Raw genomic sequence first — 18128 nt, 5'->3', positions numbered from 1 at the left:
TCGGTCACGCCGCCGCGCCGCGCGCGATCAGCTCGCGGGCCAACTGCCGGTAGGCCTCCGCTGAACCGTGCGAGGAGGCGTACGCGGTGATCGGCTGCGCGGCCAACGTGGCGTCGGGGAATTTCACCGTGCGCCCGATCACAGTGTGAAAGACCTTGTCCCCGAAGTGATCCACCACGGAGGCGAGCACGTCACGGCTGTGCAGGGTGCGCCCGTCGTACATCGTGGCCAGGATGCCGTCGATCTCCAGACGCGGGTTGAGACGGTCGGTGACCTTGTCGATGGTGTCGATCAGCAGCGCCACCCCGCGCATCGCGAAGAACTCGCACTCCAACGGGATCAGTACGCCATGCGCGGCGGTGAGGGCGTTGACCGTCAACAGACCGAGGGAGGGCTGGCAGTCGATCAGGATCACGTCGTACTCGTCGGCGACCGGTCGCAGCACCCGGGCCAGCACCATCTCCCGGGCGACCTCGTTGACCAGTTGCACCTCGGCCGCGGACAGGTCGATATTGGCCGGCAGCACGTCCAGGCCGGGGGTGTTCGTGGGCTGGATGACGTCGTGGATGTCGTGCCCACGCTCGACCAGCAGGTTGTAGACGGTGGTGTCCAGCTCGTGGGTCGGCACTCCGAGCCCGACCGACAGCGCACCCTGGGGGTCGAAGTCCACGAGCAGCACCTTGCGGCCGTATTCGGCCAGTGCGGCACCCAGGTTGATGGTGCTGGTGGTCTTGCCGACGCCGCCCTTCTGGTTGCACATCGCGATGATCCGCGCCGGACCGTGCTGCGCCAGCGGCCGCGGAATCGGGAAGGACGGTAGGGGGCGGCCGGTCGGGCCGAGCTTCTCCTTCTTGGACACCAACACTCCCGGGTCGTGATCGTTCGGCGTCGCGCCGATCGCCCCAACCCTAATGCAGGACTCGCCGGATCACCGGGCCCGGGGATGGGCCGCCGCGAACACTTCGCGCAGGTGGGTGGCACTGACCATCGTGTAGATCTGGGTGGTCGTGACCGAGGCGTGACCCAGGAGTTCCTGCACGACCCGCACGTCCGCGCCACCGTCGAGCAAGTGGGTCGCGAAGGAGTGCCGCAACGTGTGCGGGCTCAGGTGGGCGTCCAGATCGGCGCGCTGCCCGCAGGCCTGGATGATGTTCCACACCGACTGCCGCGACAACCGGCCGCCGCGTTGGTTCACAAACAACGCCGGCGTGCCCTTACCGCCCGCGACCAGGACCGGTCGCGCCCGCACCAGGTAGGCGATCAGCGCCTCTTTGGCATACTGCCCCAACGGAATGAGGCGTTCCTTGCCGCCCTTGCCGAAGACCCGCACCAGATCCTGCTCCAGGTCCACGTCGTCGACGTCCAGTCCGGTCGCCTCGCTGACCCGAGCGCCGACGCCGTAGAGCAACTCCAGCAACGCCCGGTCACGTAATGCGGCCGGGGTGTCACCGGTGCTGGCTACCGACAGCAACCGCTCGACCTCGTCGATGCTGATCGCCTTGGGCAACCGCGCCGGCGGACGAGGGGGCTGTACGGCGGCCGCGACGTTCTGCTGAGTGTCGCCTTCCAGCGCCAGGAATTTGTGGAAACCGCGGACCGCGACCAGGGTGCGGGCGGCGCTGCTGGCCGCCAGGGGCGGGTGGTCGGCGTCCCCTTCGCGCAGCGCCGCCAGGAAATCGCTGATGTCGCGTTCGGCGACGGCCGCGGGGTCGCTCACCCCACGACTGGTGAGGTACTCGGCGTACCGGCCCAGGTCGCGGCGGTAGGCCCGCAGGGTGTGGACCGACACGCCGCGCTCCACGCGCAGATGGTCCAACCAGCCGCCCGCTGCGCGTTCCAGAAGGGTCACCACGGTGCCCATTGTCCGCCGCGGGTACTGCGCTAGGTTCGCAGCACAACCGGTCCGGCGTGTCCGGTCCCTGTCCTCCCGGAGGTTGCCGTGACGCTGTACTCCAACACCCCCACCCGGCGCACGATCCAAATCGTCATCGACGTCCTGCTATTGGTGTGGAGCGTCGTGTTGTGCTGGCTGGCCTGGACCGTCGGGGCGCGCATGCGTGACCTCGCGGACGCGGGGCGGCAGATGCGGGACGGCGGGTCGACGTTCGATGAGCAGATGCGCACGTTGGCCCAGAAAGCGAGCGACATCCCGCTGGTGGGGTCCAGCCTGCAGGAGCCGTTCCAGTCCGCTGCCGGCGCAGGCATCAGCGTCCGGGACGCCGGGCAGACCTTCGCCGTCAACATCGACCGGCTCGGCTGGTTGCTGGCCGCGACGATCGCGCTCAGCTCGATCTTCGTGGCCGTGATGCTGTGGCTGGGGCTGCGGTTGCCGTGGGTGCGCCGCGCGTCGGTGGCGAAGCGGCGGATGCAGATGCCCGGCGGCGACACTCTCCTGGCGTGGGACGCCCTGGAGAGTTCCAAGCCGGCCTCGTTGCTCGCGGTGCATCCGGACCCCGTGGGCGCCTGGCAGCATGCCGACCCCACTGCCGTGCGCGGCCTGGCCGACCTCCGACTGGCGCAGTTGGGCTTACGCCGCGCGGTGCCAGGGGTGTCAGCCGACTGAGTCCGGGCTGACCAGCGTCGGTCGCAGGTCCTGCTGATCAGGCGACCAGGACCCCGGGTCGGCGTCGACCTGCTCACCGCTGCGGATGTCCTTGACCTGGTCCTGACCGGCCTCGCCCGCGCCCGGGAACCACACGAACGGGATCCCGCGCCGGTCGGCGAACTGGATCTGCTTACCGAACTTCGCGGCCTTCGGCGCCACCAAGGTGTTGATACCGCGGGTCCGCAACGCCGTGGCGATCCGCATCGAATCCGTCCGCTGCGCTTCGTCGTTCACCGCCACCAGCACCGCGACCGGGGTCTCCCGGGAAGCGGTCAGACCCTCCTCGCCGATCAGCAGACCCAGCAGCCGCGAGACCCCGATCGAGATCCCGACCCCCGGATAGGTGCGTTTGCCGTCCGAGGCCAGGGCGTCGTACCGGCCCCCGGAACAGATCGAGCCGTACTCCGGTTGGCGCAACAGCAACGTCTCGTAGACCGTGCCGGTGTAGTAGTCCAGACCACGGGCGATCTTCAGCTCCGCGCGCAGGACGCCGGGTGCCAGCTCACCGGCGACGGCCATGATCGCGGTGAGCTGCTCCAGTCCTTCGTCCAGCAGCGGGTGACTGACCCCGAGCGCGCGGACCTCGTCGGCGAAGGAGGTGTCGGTGCTGGAGATCTGCGCCAACGCCAGGCACTGCCGGATCTGCTCGGCGCTCAGCCCCTGCTCGCCCAGCACCTTGGTCACGCCGTCGGCGCCGATCTTGTCCAGCTTGTCGATGGTGCGCAGCGTCTGCACGACATCCTCGATGCCCAGGCCCCGGTAGAAGCCCTCGCAGATCTTGCGGTTGTTGACCAGGATCACGTACTCCCCGACCGGCAACCGGCTGAAGACGTCGGCGATGACCAGCGGCAGTTCGACCTCGTAGTGGAAGGGCAACTCGCCGGTGTCGACGATGTCGACGTCGGCCTGGATGAACTCGCGGTAGCGGCCGCGCTGCGGGCGCTCACCGCGCCAGGCGGGCTGGATCTGATAGCGGCGGAACGGGAAGGTCAGCTTCCCGGCGTTCTCCACGACGTACCGGCTGAACGGCACGGTCAGGTCGAAGTGCAGGCCCAGTTCGGTGGGCTCACCCGCTTCGGCGGCCAATCGACGTACGCCGTAGATCTCTTTGTCGGCGTCCTCGCCCTGGCCGGCGAGCCGGTCGACGGGCTCCACCGCACGGGTGTTGATCGAGGCGAAGCCGTGCAGTTCGAAAACCTCGCGGATGGTGTCGAGCACGTACTGCTCGGCGATGCGCTGGGCCGGCAACCATTCCTGGAAGCCGCTGATTGGCGTGACCTTGCTGGCCATGATGCGTCGGTGTCCTCATCCGTTGGTTCTGTGCTCGTGCTCCATGCTCGCCGCTGCGGGCCACGAAGAGCAAAACGGTCGGCCGCCGTAGCCGTCAGATACTCGGCAATCGGCACTAACTCGGAAATCACCGCCGCAAACGTCCGAGTAAGTGCAGATAACCGAACTACTGCAAGCGGCCCTCGCGCGCCCGCTGCTTGATCGCCGCGATGACCTCGGTCTTGGCATCGGCGTAGGCGTTCATGTCCTCCCAACTCCGAGCCAACAGGTCCCGTTTGACGCGCTCGTACAGCAGACGGTCGGCCTCATCGGTGCGAAGGTGGTCCCGCAGCAGCAGATAGTCGGCTGCAGCGGGGTCACCCACCTGCAAGATGTGCACGTGCGTGTCCAGGCTCGGCGTTCGCACTAACCGGTGCCCCGGCTCGCGGACGCGGACGACATATCCCGCGTTGACCAGTGGCGGCAGATAGTCCTCCTCCGCCGTGATGTCATGGACCAGCACGAGGATGTCGATGATCGGCTTGGCCGCGAGTCCCGGGACCGCCGTCGAGCCGATGTGCTCAACCGACACGGCTGTACTGCCCAGCGCAGTTCGGATGCGGTATTCGTGGATCTGGAAAATCCGCGGCCAGTCCGGATCCGGGTCGGCAAGGACAAGCTCTCGCTTCTCGATGCCACCGATCAGTTCCACGGTGGCAATGTCCGAACGGCGGGGAGGCGGCACCGCCCGAGCCTACTGGGGCTTTTCCAGGGGGCTACAGACCCTGTAGGTAGGGGTTGGTGGCGCGTTCGTTCGCCATGGTTGTTGCGCTGCCATGACCGGGCAGGACGAGTGTCGCGTCCGCCAGGGGAAGGACAACCGTGCGCAGCGACTCGAGCATCGCGGGGTGCGAGCCGCCCGGTAGGTCGGTGCGGCCGATGGATCCCGCGAACAGGACGTCTCCGGACAGGGCGGTGCGGGCCAGACCGGAGTCAGCGACCTGGTCGGGGACGACCCCCAGACCGAAGATCACGCTGCCTTCGGTGTGACCCGGCGCATGTCGTACGTCGAACGTGAGGCCCGCCAGTTCGAGAGTTTGCCCGTCACCGATTTCCCGTACGTCGTCTGGCTGCGCCCACGTGGCCCGCTGACCGAACTGCTGCTCCAGACCCATCAACAGCTGCGGACCGACTTCGGCCAGCGGATCGACCAACCGGTAGCGATCCTCAGAATGGATGTAGGCACCGATCGTGCCGCCGCACACCGGCGTCACGCTGTAGGTGTGGTCCAGGTGGCCGTGCGTCAGCAGGACGGCAGTCGGCTTGAGTTTCTGCTCGCGCAGCAGCTCCATCAGCGGCTCGTAGACCCCGATCCCGGGATCCACGACCACGCACTCCTGCCCGACACCGGTACCCAGCACGTAGCAGTTGGTCCCGAACACGGGAGCCGGGATGGCATAGAGCAGCACGATGATCGAGCGTAGCCGTACGCCCAACCCACGTGAGCGGGGCCACGCCCGGCCTAGACTGGCTGGCGGCGGGGAACTGACAACCCCGCAGGCGCTCTTTCACCGACACAAAGGTCATCTGATGTCTTCCGACGCTCCGAAGCCCACGCCACCTGCTCCTCGGCCCTCCCCGGCGAGTATCGCCCCGGTTGCCGCGGCAGGCCCGACCGTGACGGCCACGGCGGCGCCCACCAGCGATGCGGCATCGTTCGGCCGGGTGACCGACGAGGGTGTGGTGATGGTCCGCACCCCGGACGGTGAGCGTGAGGTCGGCACCTATCCGGATGCGACCCCGCAAGAGGCCATCGCGTTCTTCGCGCGCAAGTACGACGAGCTGGCCGGTTCGGCGCGATTGCTGCTGCAGCGGGTCACCCAGACCGACCTGTCGACCGCCAGCGGCCAGCAGCAACTCGCCGCCCTGCGCACACAGGTGGCCGAAGCGCACGTCGTGGGTGACCTGGCGGCCCTCGACGGCCTCGTGGAGCAGATTGCGACCGCGTTAGCCGTTAAAGGTCAGGTCGAGGGTGAGGCTCGTGCCGCGGCCAAGGCCCAGGCCGCCGAAGACCGCGAGAAGCTGGTCGTCGAGGCGGAAGCGCTCGCCGCCACCGCGCCCGAGCGGATGCAGTGGAAGTCCGCGACCAGCCGGATGCGCGAGCTGCTCGATGAGTGGAAGACCGCGCAGCGCAGCGGCGCCCGCCTGGACAAGGACGTGGAGAGCGCGCTGTGGACTCGGTTCAGCCACGCCCGCAACGGCTTCGACAAGACCCGGCGCAACTTCTTCGCCAAACTCGACCAGGAGCACGGTGAGGCCAAGGCGACCAAGACCAAACTGGTCGCTGAAGCTCAGCAACTGTCCACCTCGACGGACTGGAACGCCACCGCCGGCGCCTTCAAGCGGTTGATGGGTGAGTGGAAGAAGGCCGGTCGGGCTTCCCGCTCCGAGGATGACGCGTTGTGGGCGCAGTTCAAGGCCGCCCAGGACGCGTTCTTCAACGCCAAGGACGCCGTGGTCGCCGCCGAGAACGAGGAGTTCGAAGCGAACCTGAAGGTCAAGGAGGACCTGCTGGCCAAGGCACAGAAGATCGTGCCCGCAGACGGCAAGGTCAAGGACGTCGACGCCGCCAAGGCGGCCTTGCGACCGATCCAGGACGCCTGGGATGCCGCGGGCAAGGTGCCGCGCAAGGACATGGACCGTATCGAGCGCGGGATGCGCCGCATCGAGCAAGCCGTCCGGGACGCCGAGCAGAACAAGTGGAAGCGCACCGACCCGGAGATCACCGCCCGCGCCCGGTCGATGGTGGAGCAGTTGGAGAAGGGCCTGGCCGACGTGCAGAAGCAGTTGGACAAAGCGGTTGCCGCAGGCAACGACAAGAAGGTGAAGGAACTGCAGGAAGCCCTCGCAGCCCGCAGCGCCTGGTTGGAGCAGGTCCGGGCCAGCGCCGGCGACCTGGACGCCTGAGGATGTCGACGGACGGCCTGCTGGAGTACCTGCGGGAGTCACCCTCACCGTTCCACGCGGCGCGTTCCAGCGCCCGGTTGCTCGAAGCCGCCGGGTTCCAGGAACTCATGGAGATCGCCCCGTGGGAGCATCAGCGTGGGCGGTACTTCATCCGCCGCGGCGGCTCGTTGATCGCCTGGTCCACCGAGCAGGCGCAGTTACCCTCGGACGGCTTCCTGATCGTCGGGGCGCACACCGACTCCCCCAACCTGCGGATCAAGCCGCGCCCGGACTTCGCGCGCGCCGGTCACCAACTGCTGGGAGTCGAGGTCTACGGCGGCCCGATCATCAACAGCTGGTTGGATCGCGACCTGGGCCTGTCCGGGCGCGTCGTGGTCAACGACGGTTACCTCCAACGGCAGGAGCGGTTGTTCCAGGTCGACGACCCGATCCTGCGGGTGTCCCGTCTGGCGATCCACCTGGACCGCAGTGTCCGCGAGGGTGAGCAGTTCAACGCCCAGCAGCACCTGGCCGCGCACTGGGGGTTGGGTAGCGCGCCCGGTGACTTCGCGGCGTACCTCGCCTCATTGGTCGGCGTGGAGCCGGGCGATGTCCTGGCCTGGGACGCGATGACCCACGACGCCCAACCACCAGCCCTGATCGGGCGCAACCAGGAACTGTTGGCCAGTGGCCGGTTGGACAATCTGGCCACGTCGTACGCCGCGACCGAGGCGTTGATCGCGGCCGTCGACCAGCCGATCGGTCACCCGGGCACCCGCCTCATCGCGTTGTTCGATCACGAGGAGATCGGCTCGATGTCCGAGCGCGGCGCGTTCTCCAACCTGCTGATGACCGTGCTGGAGCGGATCGTGCTGACCCTCGGCGGCAACCGCGAGGATCTGCATGTGGCCCTGGCCGGTTCGATCGTCGCCTCGGGCGATATGGCGCACGCGACGCACCCGAACTACGCCGACCGGCACGAGCCGCAGCACCAGATCGCGATCGACGGTGGCCCGGTGCTGAAGATCAACACCAACCTGAGGTACGCCACCGACGCGGTGGGTGCCGCCGCGTTCAAGGACGCGTGCGCACGGGCGGGGGTCCCGTGCCAGGAGTTCGTGGTGCGTTCGGACCTGCCCTGCGGGTCGACCGTGGGCCCGATGACCGCTGCGCTGACCGGCGTGACCACCGTCGATTTCGGGGCCGCGATGTTATCGATGCACTCGGCGCGCGAGGTGACCGGAGTCGCCGACCAGAAGATGTACGCCGCCGCTCTTACGGCGTTCCTGAGTTGACCGCTGCGCGCTACGCGACCAGCGTGGTGGACGCGTCCGAGGTGAAATTGCTCCACGTTGTGTCGCCACCGTTGGTCAGCAACATGCTGCTGGAGCTGTCGATCGGTCCAGCCTCAGACCCGACAAAGTTCACCGACAAGCCGCCACCCTGCGCGCTGGGGCACTTGCGATAGGTGAACGTCGTGCTCGGCCCGTTGCCGTCCGGCGACACCTTGACCCAGTCGGCAGTCACCAGCATTTCCTGGGTCACCAGTTGGGTGACGAGATGGTCACCTCAAGGCAGGCGCCATCCGGCGGAGGCACGTACGGATCGGCCTGGTAACTGATCTGCGTGGAATAGTTGAAACGCAGATCCCCAGCGGCCGGTTCGAGGCGGGTGTAGGTGTCCTGCGACTCGGCGTCCCAGAAGTAGTTTGCGCTGGAGTTCGGTGCGGGCCCGGAGGACGCCGACGCTACCGGCGTTACGACTCCGACAAACAATACCGGTGCCACCCAGGCGGTATTGACTGCCAGAGTGCGGCGGCTGACAGGCACCGGCTCACGCCTCCTGGTCGTTGCTGGGTCATCGCACGCTAACAGACCAGCAGTCGACGGACGGCGGAGCGGGCGACCATCAACACCAGGATCAACCCGGTCACCGCGAAGAAGCCGCCGAGCTTCACGTGGCCGGCGAAGACCCATCCGATGATTTCGAGTACGACGAATTTGCTGCCAAACAGCAACGCCCACAGCGCAACTGCGGCAACGGTCTTGCCCGCAGGCGTCGTTGCCGCTTTGGATCTGGCCTTCACCCGATCCTTGAGGAAGACCACCCCTTCGAGGACCACCTTGAGCAGGACCGCCGTAAGCAACGACATCGTGAAGGACTCTGACACGACGCGCGGGAAGTACTCGATGGCGAGGTTGAGGACAACGACGTAGACGAAGACATCGACGACGTCGGCCGCGCTGACCCGCCCCAAGAGCCGTCGCGCGGTGTTGGCGATCAGCGGTCCACCGGTTCGCCGGCGACGGTCGGCTGCGTCGTCCCGTCGGCCGGCTGACCCGTCACGGCATCGACCGCGTCCTCGGTGGCGGGGCGTTGGGTACCACCGGTGATGCGATAGACGTCGAAGACGCCGTCGATCTTGCGCACAGCCTTGATCACATGGTCGAGGTGGCTGGGGTCACCCATCTCAAACGTGAAGCGGGACATGGCAACTCGGTTGCGGCTGGTCGCGACACTCGCCGACAGGATATTGACGTGTTGGTCCGACAGCACCCGCGTGACATCGGACAGGAGCCGGTTGCGGTCCAACGCCTCGACCTGCAGCTGGACCAGGAAGACACTCGCCGACGACGGGGCCCACTCCACCGGGATGATCCGGTCCGGCTGCTTGAGCAACTGCTGGGCGTTGACGCAGTCCCGGCGGTGCACCGACACGCCGTTACCGGTCGTGACGAAACCGATGATGTCGTCACCGGGCACCGGCGTGCAGCAGCGAGCCAGCTTCACCCACACATCGTCCGCGCCCACGACGGTGACCCCCGGGTCGGCGGAGCGAGTGCGCACCGAGCGCGAGGTGGTCGGGGTCGTCGCTTCGGCCAGGTCCTCGGTGGTCGCATCCTCTCCCCCGAGCGCTGCGACGAGTTGGCTGACCACGTGCTCGGCCGAGACGTGCCCGTCACCGACGGCGGCGTACAAGCCATCAATGTCGGCGTAGTGCAGTTGATCGGCGACCAAACGCATCGACTCCGGTGACATGAGCCGTTGGATGCCCAGACCCTGATTGCGCAGCGTCTTGGCCAGCGCGTCCTTGCCGCGCTCGATGGCTTCTTCGCGGCGCTCCTTGGAGAACCACTGCCGGATCTTGTTGCGGGCACGGGGACTGCGGACGAAGGACAACCAGTCCCTGCTGGGGCCGGCGTTGTCAGCTTTGGAGGTGAGGATCTCGACCGAGTCACCGATCTCCAGCGGCGACTCCAGCGGGACCAGTCGACCGTTGACGCGCGCCCCGATTGTGTGGTGCCCGACTTCGGTGTGCACGGCGTACGCGAAATCGACGGGAGTCGACCCGGCGGGCAAGCCGATGATCGCGCCCTTCGGCGTGAAGACGTAGACCTCGCGTGACCCCACGTCGAAGCGCAGCGAATCCAGGAACTCCCCCGGGTCAGCGGTCTCCCGTTGCCACTCCATCAGTTGCCGCAGCCAGGCCATCTCGTTCAGCGACCCGGACTTGCCGTCGCTGCCGTCGATACCGGCGGCCGCGTTGCGCGCATCGTCCTTGTACTTCCAGTGCGCGGCCACGCCGTACTCCGCGCGGCGGTGCATCTGATAGGTGCGGATCTGGATTTCGACCGGTTTGCCCTCAGGCCCCACAACCGTCGTGTGCAACGACTGGTACATGTTGAATTTCGGCATCGCGATGTAGTCCTTGAACCGCCCGGGCAGCGGACTCCACCGGGTGTGCAAGGTGCCCAGCACCGCGTAGCAATCGCGCACCGACTCCACCAGCACCCGCACCGCGACGAGGTCGTAGATCTCCTCGAAGTCACGGCCGCGCACGATCATCTTCTGGTACACGGAGTAGTAGTGCTTCGGTCGACCGGTCACCGTCGCTTTGATCTTCGCGGCCCGCAGATCCGCCGTCACCTGCTCCCGGACGCTGCTGAGGTACTCCTCGCGGGCGGGTGCCCGCTCAGCGACCAAGCGGGCGATCTCGTCGTACACCTTTGGGTAGAGCGTGGCGAAGGACAGGTCCTCCAACTCCCACTTGATGGTGTTCATACCCAGGCGGTGGGCTAGCGGGGCGTAGATCTCCAGGGTCTCGGTGGCCTTGCGCTGGGCGGAGGCCTGCGACACGTAACGCCAGGTGCGTGCGTTGTGCAGCCGGTCGGCCAGTTTGATGACCAGGACCCGGATGTCCTTGGCCATCGCGATGACCATCTTGCGGACCGTCTCGGCCTGCGCCGCGTCACCGTAGGTGACCTTGTCCAGCTTCGTGACGCCGTCGACCATCCCGGCGATCTCGTCGCCGAAGTCAGCGCGCAGGCGTTCGAGGGAGTACTCGGTGTCTTCGACCGTGTCGTGCAACAGCGCCGCCGCCAGGGTCGGCGGGGTCATGCCCAGTTCGGCCAGAATCGTGCAGACGGCCAGCGGATGGGTGATGTACGGATCGCCGCTCTTGCGCATCTGTCCGCGGTGCGCCCGCTCGGCGACCTCGTAGGCCCGCTCGATGACCGACAGGTCCTCTTTGGGGTGCGTCGCGCGCACCGTGCGCAGCAGCGGTTCGAGAACCCGGTTGGTGCTGGTGCGGGGCTGCCCCAGGCGCACCAGGCGGTTGCGCACCCGGGCGGCGGTCGGCGTGCCTTGCCCTCGATCGCCGCGTCCCGCATCCGTCATGACAGAAGTCTAGTTGCCCTCTCAACCAGCCCGTCGCCGAACAGCTGGCTAGTGCACTGTGCGCCACATCGTGTCGCGCTTAGACCAACACCAGGCAGTTCACGTCGTACTCGGCCAACTTGGCCCGGCCGTCGAGGAAGCCGAGCTCCATCAGCATCTCGATCGCGGCGACCTTCGCGCCGGTGCGCTGGATCAGGCTTGCCGCCGCAGCAGCCGTTCCGCCGGTCGCCAGGACGTCGTCCAGGAGCAGAACGCGTTGGCCGGCCCGCAACGAATCCGAGTGCACCTCGATCGTGGCGGTGCCGTACTCCAGCGAATACTCCTGGCGCAGGGTGGGTCCGGGCAGCTTGCCGGCCTTACGGACCGGCACGAACGGCAGGTCCATCGCCATTGCCACCGGAGCGGCCAGGATGAACCCACGCGCCTCGATGCCCACGACGACATCGACCGTGCCGCGGTAGCGCGAGCCGATGTCGCTCACGACCGAGCGGAACGCCTCCGGCGCCGCGAACAGCGGCGTGAGGTCCTTGAACTGCACCCCGGGCTCCGGAAAGTCCGCGACGTCCCGGGTGTGCTCCAGGATGAGTTCCTTGACCATCGCCGCCTAGTCCTCCCGCTTGGCCCGGGGGTGGATGTCTCGACGGGTGCGCGCCCGCGAGTGTGCGCTTGCCACCGCTTTCTCCTGCTCCGGCTCGATGACACCGGAGATGGATTCCGCGCTGCGGTGCTCCCCGCCCACCTCGTCCAGGGCCTTGGCCTGGGCGGCCTGGTAAGCCAGCGCCCGGCGGTCCTGCTCCTTGATCGCCGGCTCCCGGCTGCGCAAGGAGGCCAGCACCGGCGTCGCCACGAAGATCGATGAGTAGGTGCCGACCGCGATACCGATGAACAACGCCAACGACAGGTCCAACAGAGTGCCCGGGCCGATGAAGAAGTAGCCGATGATCAGCAACGCCGCGATGGGCAGCAGCGCCACCACAGAGGTGTTGATCGAGCGCACCAGCGTCTGGTTCACCGCGTAGTTGGCCGCCTGGGCGTAGGTGCGGCGCCCGGTCCGGGCGGCGTCCTGGGTGTTCTCGCGCACCTTGTCGAACACAACGACGGTGTCGTACATCGAGTAGCCCAGGATGGTCAGGAACCCGATCATCGTGGCCGGCGAGACCTCCAAGCCGGTCAGGGCGTAGATACCAACGGTGATGATCAGGTCGTGCAGCAGCGCGATGACGGCCGCTGCGGCCATCGTCCAGGTGCGGAAGTAAATCGCCAGCACCACCGACACCAACACCAGGAAGACGATCAACGCGATGATCGCCTTGCGGGTCACGGTCTCCCCCCACGAGGGGCCGATGAACTGTGTGGTCACCGCACTCTCGGGGACCTGGAACTGCTTGGCCAGCGCCACGCGCACCTGCTCGGTGGCTGCGGCGGAACCGTTGCCAAGCTTCTCGGACTGCACGCGCACGGTGTCGTCGCCGAGTTTGGTGATGATCAGGTTGTCATCGGAGCCGGTGGCCTGGCGCACGGTGTCCCGGGCGCGCTGGTCGTAGTCGGCCATCTGCGCCGAACTGACCGAGGCCACGCGGACTTCGGAACCCCCGGTGAACTCCAGCGAGAAGTTCAGCCCACGGCCGAAGATGCCGATCAGCGCCAGGACGATCAGCACCAGGCTGACCAGATACCAGCGGCGGCGTTTGCCGATGAAGTCGATCTGCCGGCGACCGGTGAACAGGTCGTTACCGAATTTGGCGAAGCTGGCCATCAGGCGTTCCCTCCTGCCGGAGCGACCGCATCCGCATCGCTGTCACTGCCCTTACGCTCGGCGGCCTTGCGGTCCGCGATAGTCACCCGGCCCCGACCGGCGTAGGTCACCGTGCGCGCACCCAGTCGCTCGGGGTCGAAGCCGCTCCACTTGTGCCCACCGCCGAAGAACTGCGTGCGGGATAGCAGCGTCAGCACCGGATGCGTGAACATCGTGACGACGATCAGGTCGATGATCGTGGTCAGCCCGAGAGTGAAGGCGAAGGCCTTCACGTTGCTCTCGGAAAGGATGTAAAGGACCGCTGCTGCCAGGAAGTTCACCGCGTCAGAAATGATGATCGTACGGCGCGCGCGGGCCCACCCGGTTTGCACCGCCGCCCGCAGGGGCCGGCCGATCCGCACTTCATCGCGGACTCGCTCGAAGTAGACGATGAAACTGTCCGCGGTGATACCGATCGCCACGATCAGACCCGTCACACCGGCCATCGTGAGGCGGAAGTTGTTCGCCCACCCCAGGAAGGTCACCGCGCCGTACGACAACAGGGCGGCAACACCGAGGGAGGCCACAGTGACCAGACCCAGCGCGCGGTACTGGAAGAGGGAGTAGATCACCACGAGCGCAAGACCAATGAGACCGGCGATCAAACCCCACTTGAGCTGATCCGAACCCAGCTGCGGACTGATCTGCTCGGAGGAGACCTGGTTGAAGGAGAACGGCAACGCGCCGAACTTCAACTGGTCGGCCAACGTCTTGGCGCTGTCCTCGGTGAACGAACCCGAGATCTGCGCCTGACCGTTGGTGATCGCGCTCTGCGACTGGGGCGCGGAGATCACGCCGCCGTCCACGACGATCGCGAACTGGTTCTGCGGGCTCTGCAGGCTCAGCAGTCGAGTGGAAACCTCGCCAAAGGCCTTGGCGCCCGCGCTGTTGAAGGACAGGTTGACGACGATCTCGCCGGTGGCCACACCGGCGGAGTTGGTCTTCTGTCCGTAGCTGGCGTCGGTGATCTGCGATCCGTTGACCTCGGAAGGGCCCATGAGGTACTTGTTCGCGGCGTCACAGCCCACGCTCGGCTGGTTCAGCGGCGCCGAAGCGGCCGCTTCCCGCCACTGGGTGGCCGTCGGGCCGACCGCCGGGTTGTTGTTGGTGCAGGAGAACGCCGTGTAGAGGTCGTTGTAGGTCTGACCCTTGGTGACATAGCCGGTGTCGATCCAGTACTGCGCGACCGGCTGACTCTGCCATGCGGTGTCACTGGCGTTCTTGGGCTTGGTGTCAGCAGCTGCGCCGGACGTCGCCGTACCCGATGCCGTGGGCGTCGCGGACGCGGTGGCTGCGGTGGTGCTCGCGGCGGCCGAGGTCGACGTCGGAGTCGGAGTGGGCGTCGCGGTGGTCGTCGCCGCCGGGAACGCTTGCGGCAGCGGCGCATTGGCCGCGGTGGGTGAGGCGCTCGCAGCGGATGTTGGGGTCGCCGAGGCAGTCGGGCTGGCCGAGGAGGTGGCCGATCCCGAGGCTGTCGAGGTGCTCGTCGGCGTGGGAGTGTACGGCGTGGGCAGGGTCGGGGTGATCTGCTCGTTGCTGATCTGCGTCGAGGCAATCACCGCCCGGAATGCCAACTGGGAGGACTGCGCCAACGAGTTGAGGATGTCCTCGGAGGGGTCACCCGGGATCGAGACGACGATGCTGTCCGACCCCAGAGTGGTCACTTCGGCTTCGGCGACGCCGGTGGCGTCGACCCGCTTGCGGATGATGTCAACCGCCTGCTGCATCTGCCCGGAGTTGACCGACTCCCCCTTGCCGACCTGCGGCTGCAGGATGATCTGCCGGCCACCTTCGAGGTCCAGGCCGAGCTTGGGGGTCCATTGACCTTGCGGGTTACCCCAGGCGACAGTGGCGCCAATCCCGAGGAAGAGTGCTGCCGCGATGGCGAGCAGGCTCAACAGAGCCCGTTTGGGGTGTCCCTGCAGTGAGCGCCGGGCGTTGTTTGCCACCGATCAGTCCTTGTCCTGCGACTGTCCCGGCTGCTCGGTCTGGTCGACCGCCTGACCGTACGTCGTGCCCTGCTCGGGCGTCTGCACCGGCGCCGTGGTCGCACCAGCCGGCAACTCGCCGTACCGGCCGGCCGGGATCGGCGGCACAACGCCAGCCCGGGTGCGCCCGCCCAGGGCAGCACGGGGCAGGATCGCGCGGCGATCGACGTTGAGGGTGAGCCCTGGTGCCACCTCCAGCGAGATGACCGGGTCCTGGACGGCGGTCACCGTGCCGTAGATGCCCGAGGTCGTGACGGCTTCGCTGCCGACGGTGATCTCAGCCTGCTGCTCCTGGGTGGCCCGTTGACGCTTGCGCTGGGTCCAGAAGAGGTAGCCCAGGAGCACCAGAGGGAGCAGCAGGATCAGGTAGCTGCCGTATCCGCCCCCTGAGGAGGATCCGGCGGTTGCCAAGAAAGGCATGAAGTCCAAGTCCTTACGTCGTGGTCGTGCCGGGCGCGACACCTTCGCCAACCGGGACGGCTGGTGCAGGGGCACCGACGCCCGAGTCTAGGTGAGCAACGTGACCCACCCAACTTCGGTTCCCGGACAGGGTCAGCCGAAGCGGCCCTCGTCGCTTCCGAACGGCAGAGTGGGGGTGCCCGCGGAGGTGGGAGCGGTGGGTTCGGGAGGGGCCAGACCCAGGTGCTCCCACGCCTTGTCGGATGCGGCCCGGCCACGCGGCGTACGGATCAAGTAGCCCTCGCGCACCAGGTAGGGCTCGACAACGGTCTCGACGGTGTCCGGCTCCTCACCGACCGCGATGGCCAGCGTGGTCAGCCCGACGGGACCACCGGCGAACCGCTTGCACAGCGCCTCCAGGACGCCGCGGTCCAGGCGGTCCAGCCCGCTGACGTCGACGTCGAACAGCGCCAGCGCCGTGCGGGCAGCGTCCAGGTCCACCACGCCGGTGCCGTGCACCTGCGCATAATCACGCACCCGGCGCAGCAGGCGGTTGGCGATCCGCGGCGTGCCGCGGGAGCGCGACGCGATCTCGCTGATGCCGTCCGGGGTCGACTCGACATCCAGCAGCGCGGCATTGCGGTGCAGGATCGTGGCCAGGTCCGCGCCCGAGTAGTAGTCCAGGTGCCCGGTGAAGCCGAACCGGTCGCGCAACGGTGCCGGCAGCAACCCGGCCCGGGTCGTCGCACCGACGACCGTGAACGGCGGCAGTTGCAACGGGATCGCAGTGGCGCCCGGTCCCTTGCCGACGATGATGTCGACCCGGAAGTCCTCCATGGCCAGATACAGCATTTCCTCGGCCGGGCGGGCCATCCGGTGGATCTCGTCGAGGAAGAGGACCTCACCCTCGGCGAGCGAGGACAGGATCGCCGCGAGATCACCGGCGTGCTGGATGGCCGGTCCGCTGGTGATCCGGATGGGTTGCTCCAATTCGGCCGCGATGATCATCGCCAGACTGGTCTTCCCCAGACCCGGCGGCCCGGAGAGCAGCACGTGGTCCGGCGGTGCGCCGCGACGGCGCGCGGCCTCCAGCACCAGCGCCAACTGGGAGCTCACCCGCGGTTGGCCGGGGAAATCGGCGAGCCGCTTGGGCCGCAGCGCGGCCTCGAAGCGGCGCTCGTCGTCGGTACCGCCGGGGTCCACCACGCGCGCGGTGGCGTCGATCGAGGAGTCCTCGTATGCGTCGTCGGTCATCGATCGCCCTACCGGCCCAGGCGGCGCAACGCCGCCCGCAAGGTCTCGGCCACATCCAGTCCGTCGACTTCGGCGGTGACCGCCAGCACGGCGTCACCGGCCTGCTTGGCGTTCCACCCCAGACCGACCAGCGCCTCGACCACCTGATCCTGATCCGTCGACAGCGACGGGGTGATGGACGGTACGGCGCCCGGCGCGCCCGCGGGGGCGCCGACTTTGTCTTTGAGTTCCAGGACGATCCGCTCAGCACCCTTCTTGCCGATACCCGGGACCTTCGTGAGTGCCGCCACGTCGCTGCCGGCGATCGCCGCGCGCAACGGGTCCGGCGCGTGCACAGCCAGCATGGCCAACGCCAAACGCGGCCCGACCCCTGACACGGTCTGCACCAGTTCGAACAGATCCCGCTCGGCCGCGGTGTCGAAGCCGAACAGGGTCAGGGAGTCTTCGCGGACCACCAGCGAGGTAGCCAACCGGCTGGCCGTGCCGGGACGAGTCGCGGATGCTGTCGCGGGCGTGGTGTGCACCAGCAGGCCGACTCCCCCGACCTCGATCACCAGGTGATCCAGCCCGACGGCGGCCACGGTGCCGGCCAGCGAGGCGATCATCGCGCGGCCCGCTGCAGGGCGACGGCTTGGGCAATGCGGTCCTGGGCGGCGCCGCGCCACAAGTGACAGATCGCCAGAGCGATGGCATCGGCCGCGTCCGCCGGTTTCGGCGCGACCTGCAGTCGCAGGATCCGGGTGACCATGGCCGTGACCTGGTTCTTGTCGGCCCGGCCGTTGCCCGTCACGGCCGCTTTGACCTCCGAGGGGGTGTGCATCGCCAACGGCAGACCGCGCCGGGCGGCGGCCAGCATCGGGACCGCCGAGGCCTGGGCGGTGCCCATGATCCCCTTGATGTTGGCTTTGGCGAAGACCCGTTCGACGGCGACCGCATCGGGGCGAAGCCGCTCCAACCAGTCGTCGATCTCGGTCTGCAGCGTGAGCAGCCGCAAGGCTGGCTCCTGGTCGATCGGCGTACGGACCACACCCACCTCGACCAACCGCAGCGGCGTCCCGAGCCCGCCCTCGACCACGCCCAGACCGCACCGGGTCAGACCCGGGTCGACCCCGAGAACTCGCACGCGCCACTCCCATCGATACGAACAGGTGTTCGCTTCACGCTACCCGCCGGTCACGGCCTCGACGGTGAGCGA

At 67.7% G+C, this 18128-nt stretch carries 19 protein-coding genes; 3 read left to right on the top strand and 16 right to left on the bottom strand.

The window, feature by feature from the left end; translation table 11 throughout:
* Positions 1-4: 4 nt before the first annotated feature.
* Both DR843_RS05500 and xerD read right to left on the bottom strand, forming a co-directional pair.
* Complete coding sequence (locus DR843_RS05500) at positions 5-898, bottom strand: ParA family protein (RefSeq protein WP_281268890.1); 894 nt, start codon at positions 896-898, stop codon at positions 5-7.
* Between the two features lie 30 nt (positions 899-928).
* Complete coding sequence (gene xerD / locus DR843_RS05495) at positions 929-1861, bottom strand: site-specific tyrosine recombinase XerD (protein ID WP_109684457.1); 933 nt, start codon at positions 1859-1861, stop codon at positions 929-931.
* 78 nt (positions 1862-1939) lie between these two features.
* Between xerD and DR843_RS05490 the strand changes: the two genes are divergently transcribed.
* Positions 1940-2563 (top strand): hypothetical protein, encoded by a 624-nt coding sequence (locus DR843_RS05490; protein WP_109684456.1) that lies wholly within the window; start codon positions 1940-1942, stop codon positions 2561-2563.
* Here DR843_RS05490 and hisS read toward each other — a convergent pair.
* The 3 genes from hisS to DR843_RS05475 all read right to left on the bottom strand — a co-directional run bounded on the left by hisS (position 2552) and on the right by DR843_RS05475 (position 5343).
* Complete coding sequence (gene hisS / locus DR843_RS05485; RefSeq protein ID WP_109684455.1) at positions 2552-3895, bottom strand: histidine--tRNA ligase; 1344 nt, start codon at positions 3893-3895, stop codon at positions 2552-2554. The genes DR843_RS05490 and hisS overlap by 12 nt on opposite strands.
* A 166-nt stretch (positions 3896-4061) precedes the next feature.
* Entirely contained in the window at positions 4062-4619 is a 558-nt protein-coding gene (locus tag DR843_RS05480) for a GrpB family protein (RefSeq protein ID WP_109684454.1), read from the bottom strand.
* Between the two features lie 31 nt (positions 4620-4650).
* Positions 4651-5343 (bottom strand): MBL fold metallo-hydrolase, encoded by a 693-nt coding sequence (locus DR843_RS05475; protein WP_109684453.1) that lies wholly within the window; start codon positions 5341-5343, stop codon positions 4651-4653.
* A gap of 121 nt (positions 5344-5464) precedes the next feature.
* Between DR843_RS05475 and DR843_RS05470 the strand changes: the two genes are divergently transcribed.
* Positions 5465-6841, top strand: coding sequence for a DUF349 domain-containing protein (locus tag DR843_RS05470; RefSeq protein ID WP_245934008.1), 1377 nt, complete (start codon positions 5465-5467; stop codon positions 6839-6841).
* Positions 6842-6843: 2 nt separating this feature from the next.
* Complete coding sequence (locus tag DR843_RS05465; protein WP_109684451.1) at positions 6844-8115, top strand: M18 family aminopeptidase; 1272 nt, start codon at positions 6844-6846, stop codon at positions 8113-8115.
* 10 nt (positions 8116-8125) lie between these two features.
* Here DR843_RS05465 and DR843_RS05460 read toward each other — a convergent pair whose 3' ends face one another.
* From DR843_RS05460 to ruvC, 11 genes are all read right to left on the bottom strand, one after another.
* A complete protein-coding gene (locus tag DR843_RS05460) occupies positions 8126-8347 on the bottom strand; it encodes a hypothetical protein (RefSeq protein WP_146202490.1) in 222 nt (73 codons plus the stop codon).
* A 14-nt stretch (positions 8348-8361) separates the two neighbouring features.
* Complete coding sequence (locus tag DR843_RS05455; RefSeq protein WP_146202489.1) at positions 8362-8607, bottom strand: hypothetical protein; 246 nt, start codon at positions 8605-8607, stop codon at positions 8362-8364.
* An 80-nt stretch (positions 8608-8687) separates the two neighbouring features.
* The gene (locus tag DR843_RS05450; RefSeq protein ID WP_170119752.1) at positions 8688-9077 is read right to left on the bottom strand and encodes a hypothetical protein; all 390 of its coding nucleotides are present in this window, start codon (positions 9075-9077) and stop codon (positions 8688-8690) included.
* 23 nt (positions 9078-9100) lie between these two features.
* Entirely contained in the window at positions 9101-11497 is a 2397-nt protein-coding gene (locus DR843_RS05445; protein ID WP_109684447.1) for a RelA/SpoT family protein, read from the bottom strand.
* A gap of 79 nt (positions 11498-11576) precedes the next feature.
* Positions 11577-12095, bottom strand: coding sequence for an adenine phosphoribosyltransferase (locus DR843_RS05440; RefSeq protein WP_109684446.1), 519 nt, complete (start codon positions 12093-12095; stop codon positions 11577-11579).
* 6 nt (positions 12096-12101) lie between these two features.
* Positions 12102-13253: a protein translocase subunit SecF gene (gene secF / locus DR843_RS05435; RefSeq protein WP_109684445.1), complete on the bottom strand. Its 1152-nt coding sequence runs from the start codon at positions 13251-13253 to the stop codon at positions 12102-12104.
* Positions 13253-15241 (bottom strand): protein translocase subunit SecD, encoded by a 1989-nt coding sequence (secD, locus tag DR843_RS05430; RefSeq protein WP_245934007.1) that lies wholly within the window; start codon positions 15239-15241, stop codon positions 13253-13255. The genes secF and secD overlap by 1 nt, the downstream gene beginning before the upstream one ends.
* Positions 15242-15244: 3 nt before the next feature.
* Complete coding sequence (gene yajC / locus DR843_RS05425; RefSeq protein ID WP_109684444.1) at positions 15245-15700, bottom strand: preprotein translocase subunit YajC; 456 nt, start codon at positions 15698-15700, stop codon at positions 15245-15247.
* Positions 15701-15832: 132 nt separating this feature from the next.
* Positions 15833-16933, bottom strand: a complete 1101-nt coding sequence (gene ruvB, locus DR843_RS05420; protein WP_109684443.1) for a Holliday junction branch migration DNA helicase RuvB — start codon at positions 16931-16933, stop codon at positions 15833-15835.
* 8 nt (positions 16934-16941) lie between these two features.
* Positions 16942-17538, bottom strand: a complete 597-nt coding sequence (ruvA, locus tag DR843_RS05415) for a Holliday junction branch migration protein RuvA (protein WP_109684442.1) — start codon at positions 17536-17538, stop codon at positions 16942-16944.
* Complete coding sequence (gene ruvC / locus DR843_RS05410) at positions 17535-18056, bottom strand: crossover junction endodeoxyribonuclease RuvC (RefSeq protein ID WP_109684441.1); 522 nt, start codon at positions 18054-18056, stop codon at positions 17535-17537. The genes ruvA and ruvC overlap by 4 nt, the downstream gene beginning before the upstream one ends.
* Positions 18057-18128: the final 72 nt, after the last annotated feature.

The sequence above is a fragment of the Branchiibius hedensis genome (genome assembly GCF_900108585.1).
Classification (GTDB): domain Bacteria; phylum Actinomycetota; class Actinomycetes; order Actinomycetales; family Dermatophilaceae; genus Branchiibius; species Branchiibius hedensis.
The sequence above is the reverse complement of the archived record's forward strand: the minus strand, read 5'-3'. Positions and strand labels throughout refer to the sequence as shown.

Bases quoted from the DNA above. Each gene is read 5' to 3' on its own strand.
- xerD (WP_109684457.1), bottom strand. From the start codon at position 1,861: ATGGGCACCGTGGTGACCCTTCTGGAACGCGCAGCGGGCGGCTGGTTG.
- hisS (WP_109684455.1), bottom strand. From the start codon at position 3,895: ATGGCCAGCAAGGTCACGCCAATCAGCGGCTTCCAGGAATGGTTGCCG.
- DR843_RS05470 (WP_245934008.1), top strand. From the start codon at position 5,465: ATGTCTTCCGACGCTCCGAAGCCCACGCCACCTGCTCCTCGGCCCTCC.
- DR843_RS05465 (WP_109684451.1), top strand. From the start codon at position 6,844: ATGTCGACGGACGGCCTGCTGGAGTACCTGCGGGAGTCACCCTCACCG.
- DR843_RS05445 (WP_109684447.1), bottom strand. From the start codon at position 11,497: ATGACGGATGCGGGACGCGGCGATCGAGGGCAAGGCACGCCGACCGCC.
- DR843_RS05440 (WP_109684446.1), bottom strand. From the start codon at position 12,095: ATGGTCAAGGAACTCATCCTGGAGCACACCCGGGACGTCGCGGACTTT.
- secF (WP_109684445.1), bottom strand. From the start codon at position 13,253: ATGGCCAGCTTCGCCAAATTCGGTAACGACCTGTTCACCGGTCGCCGG.
- yajC (WP_109684444.1), bottom strand. From the start codon at position 15,700: ATGCCTTTCTTGGCAACCGCCGGATCCTCCTCAGGGGGCGGATACGGC.
- ruvB (WP_109684443.1), bottom strand. From the start codon at position 16,933: ATGACCGACGACGCATACGAGGACTCCTCGATCGACGCCACCGCGCGC.
- ruvA (WP_109684442.1), bottom strand. From the start codon at position 17,538: ATGATCGCCTCGCTGGCCGGCACCGTGGCCGCCGTCGGGCTGGATCAC.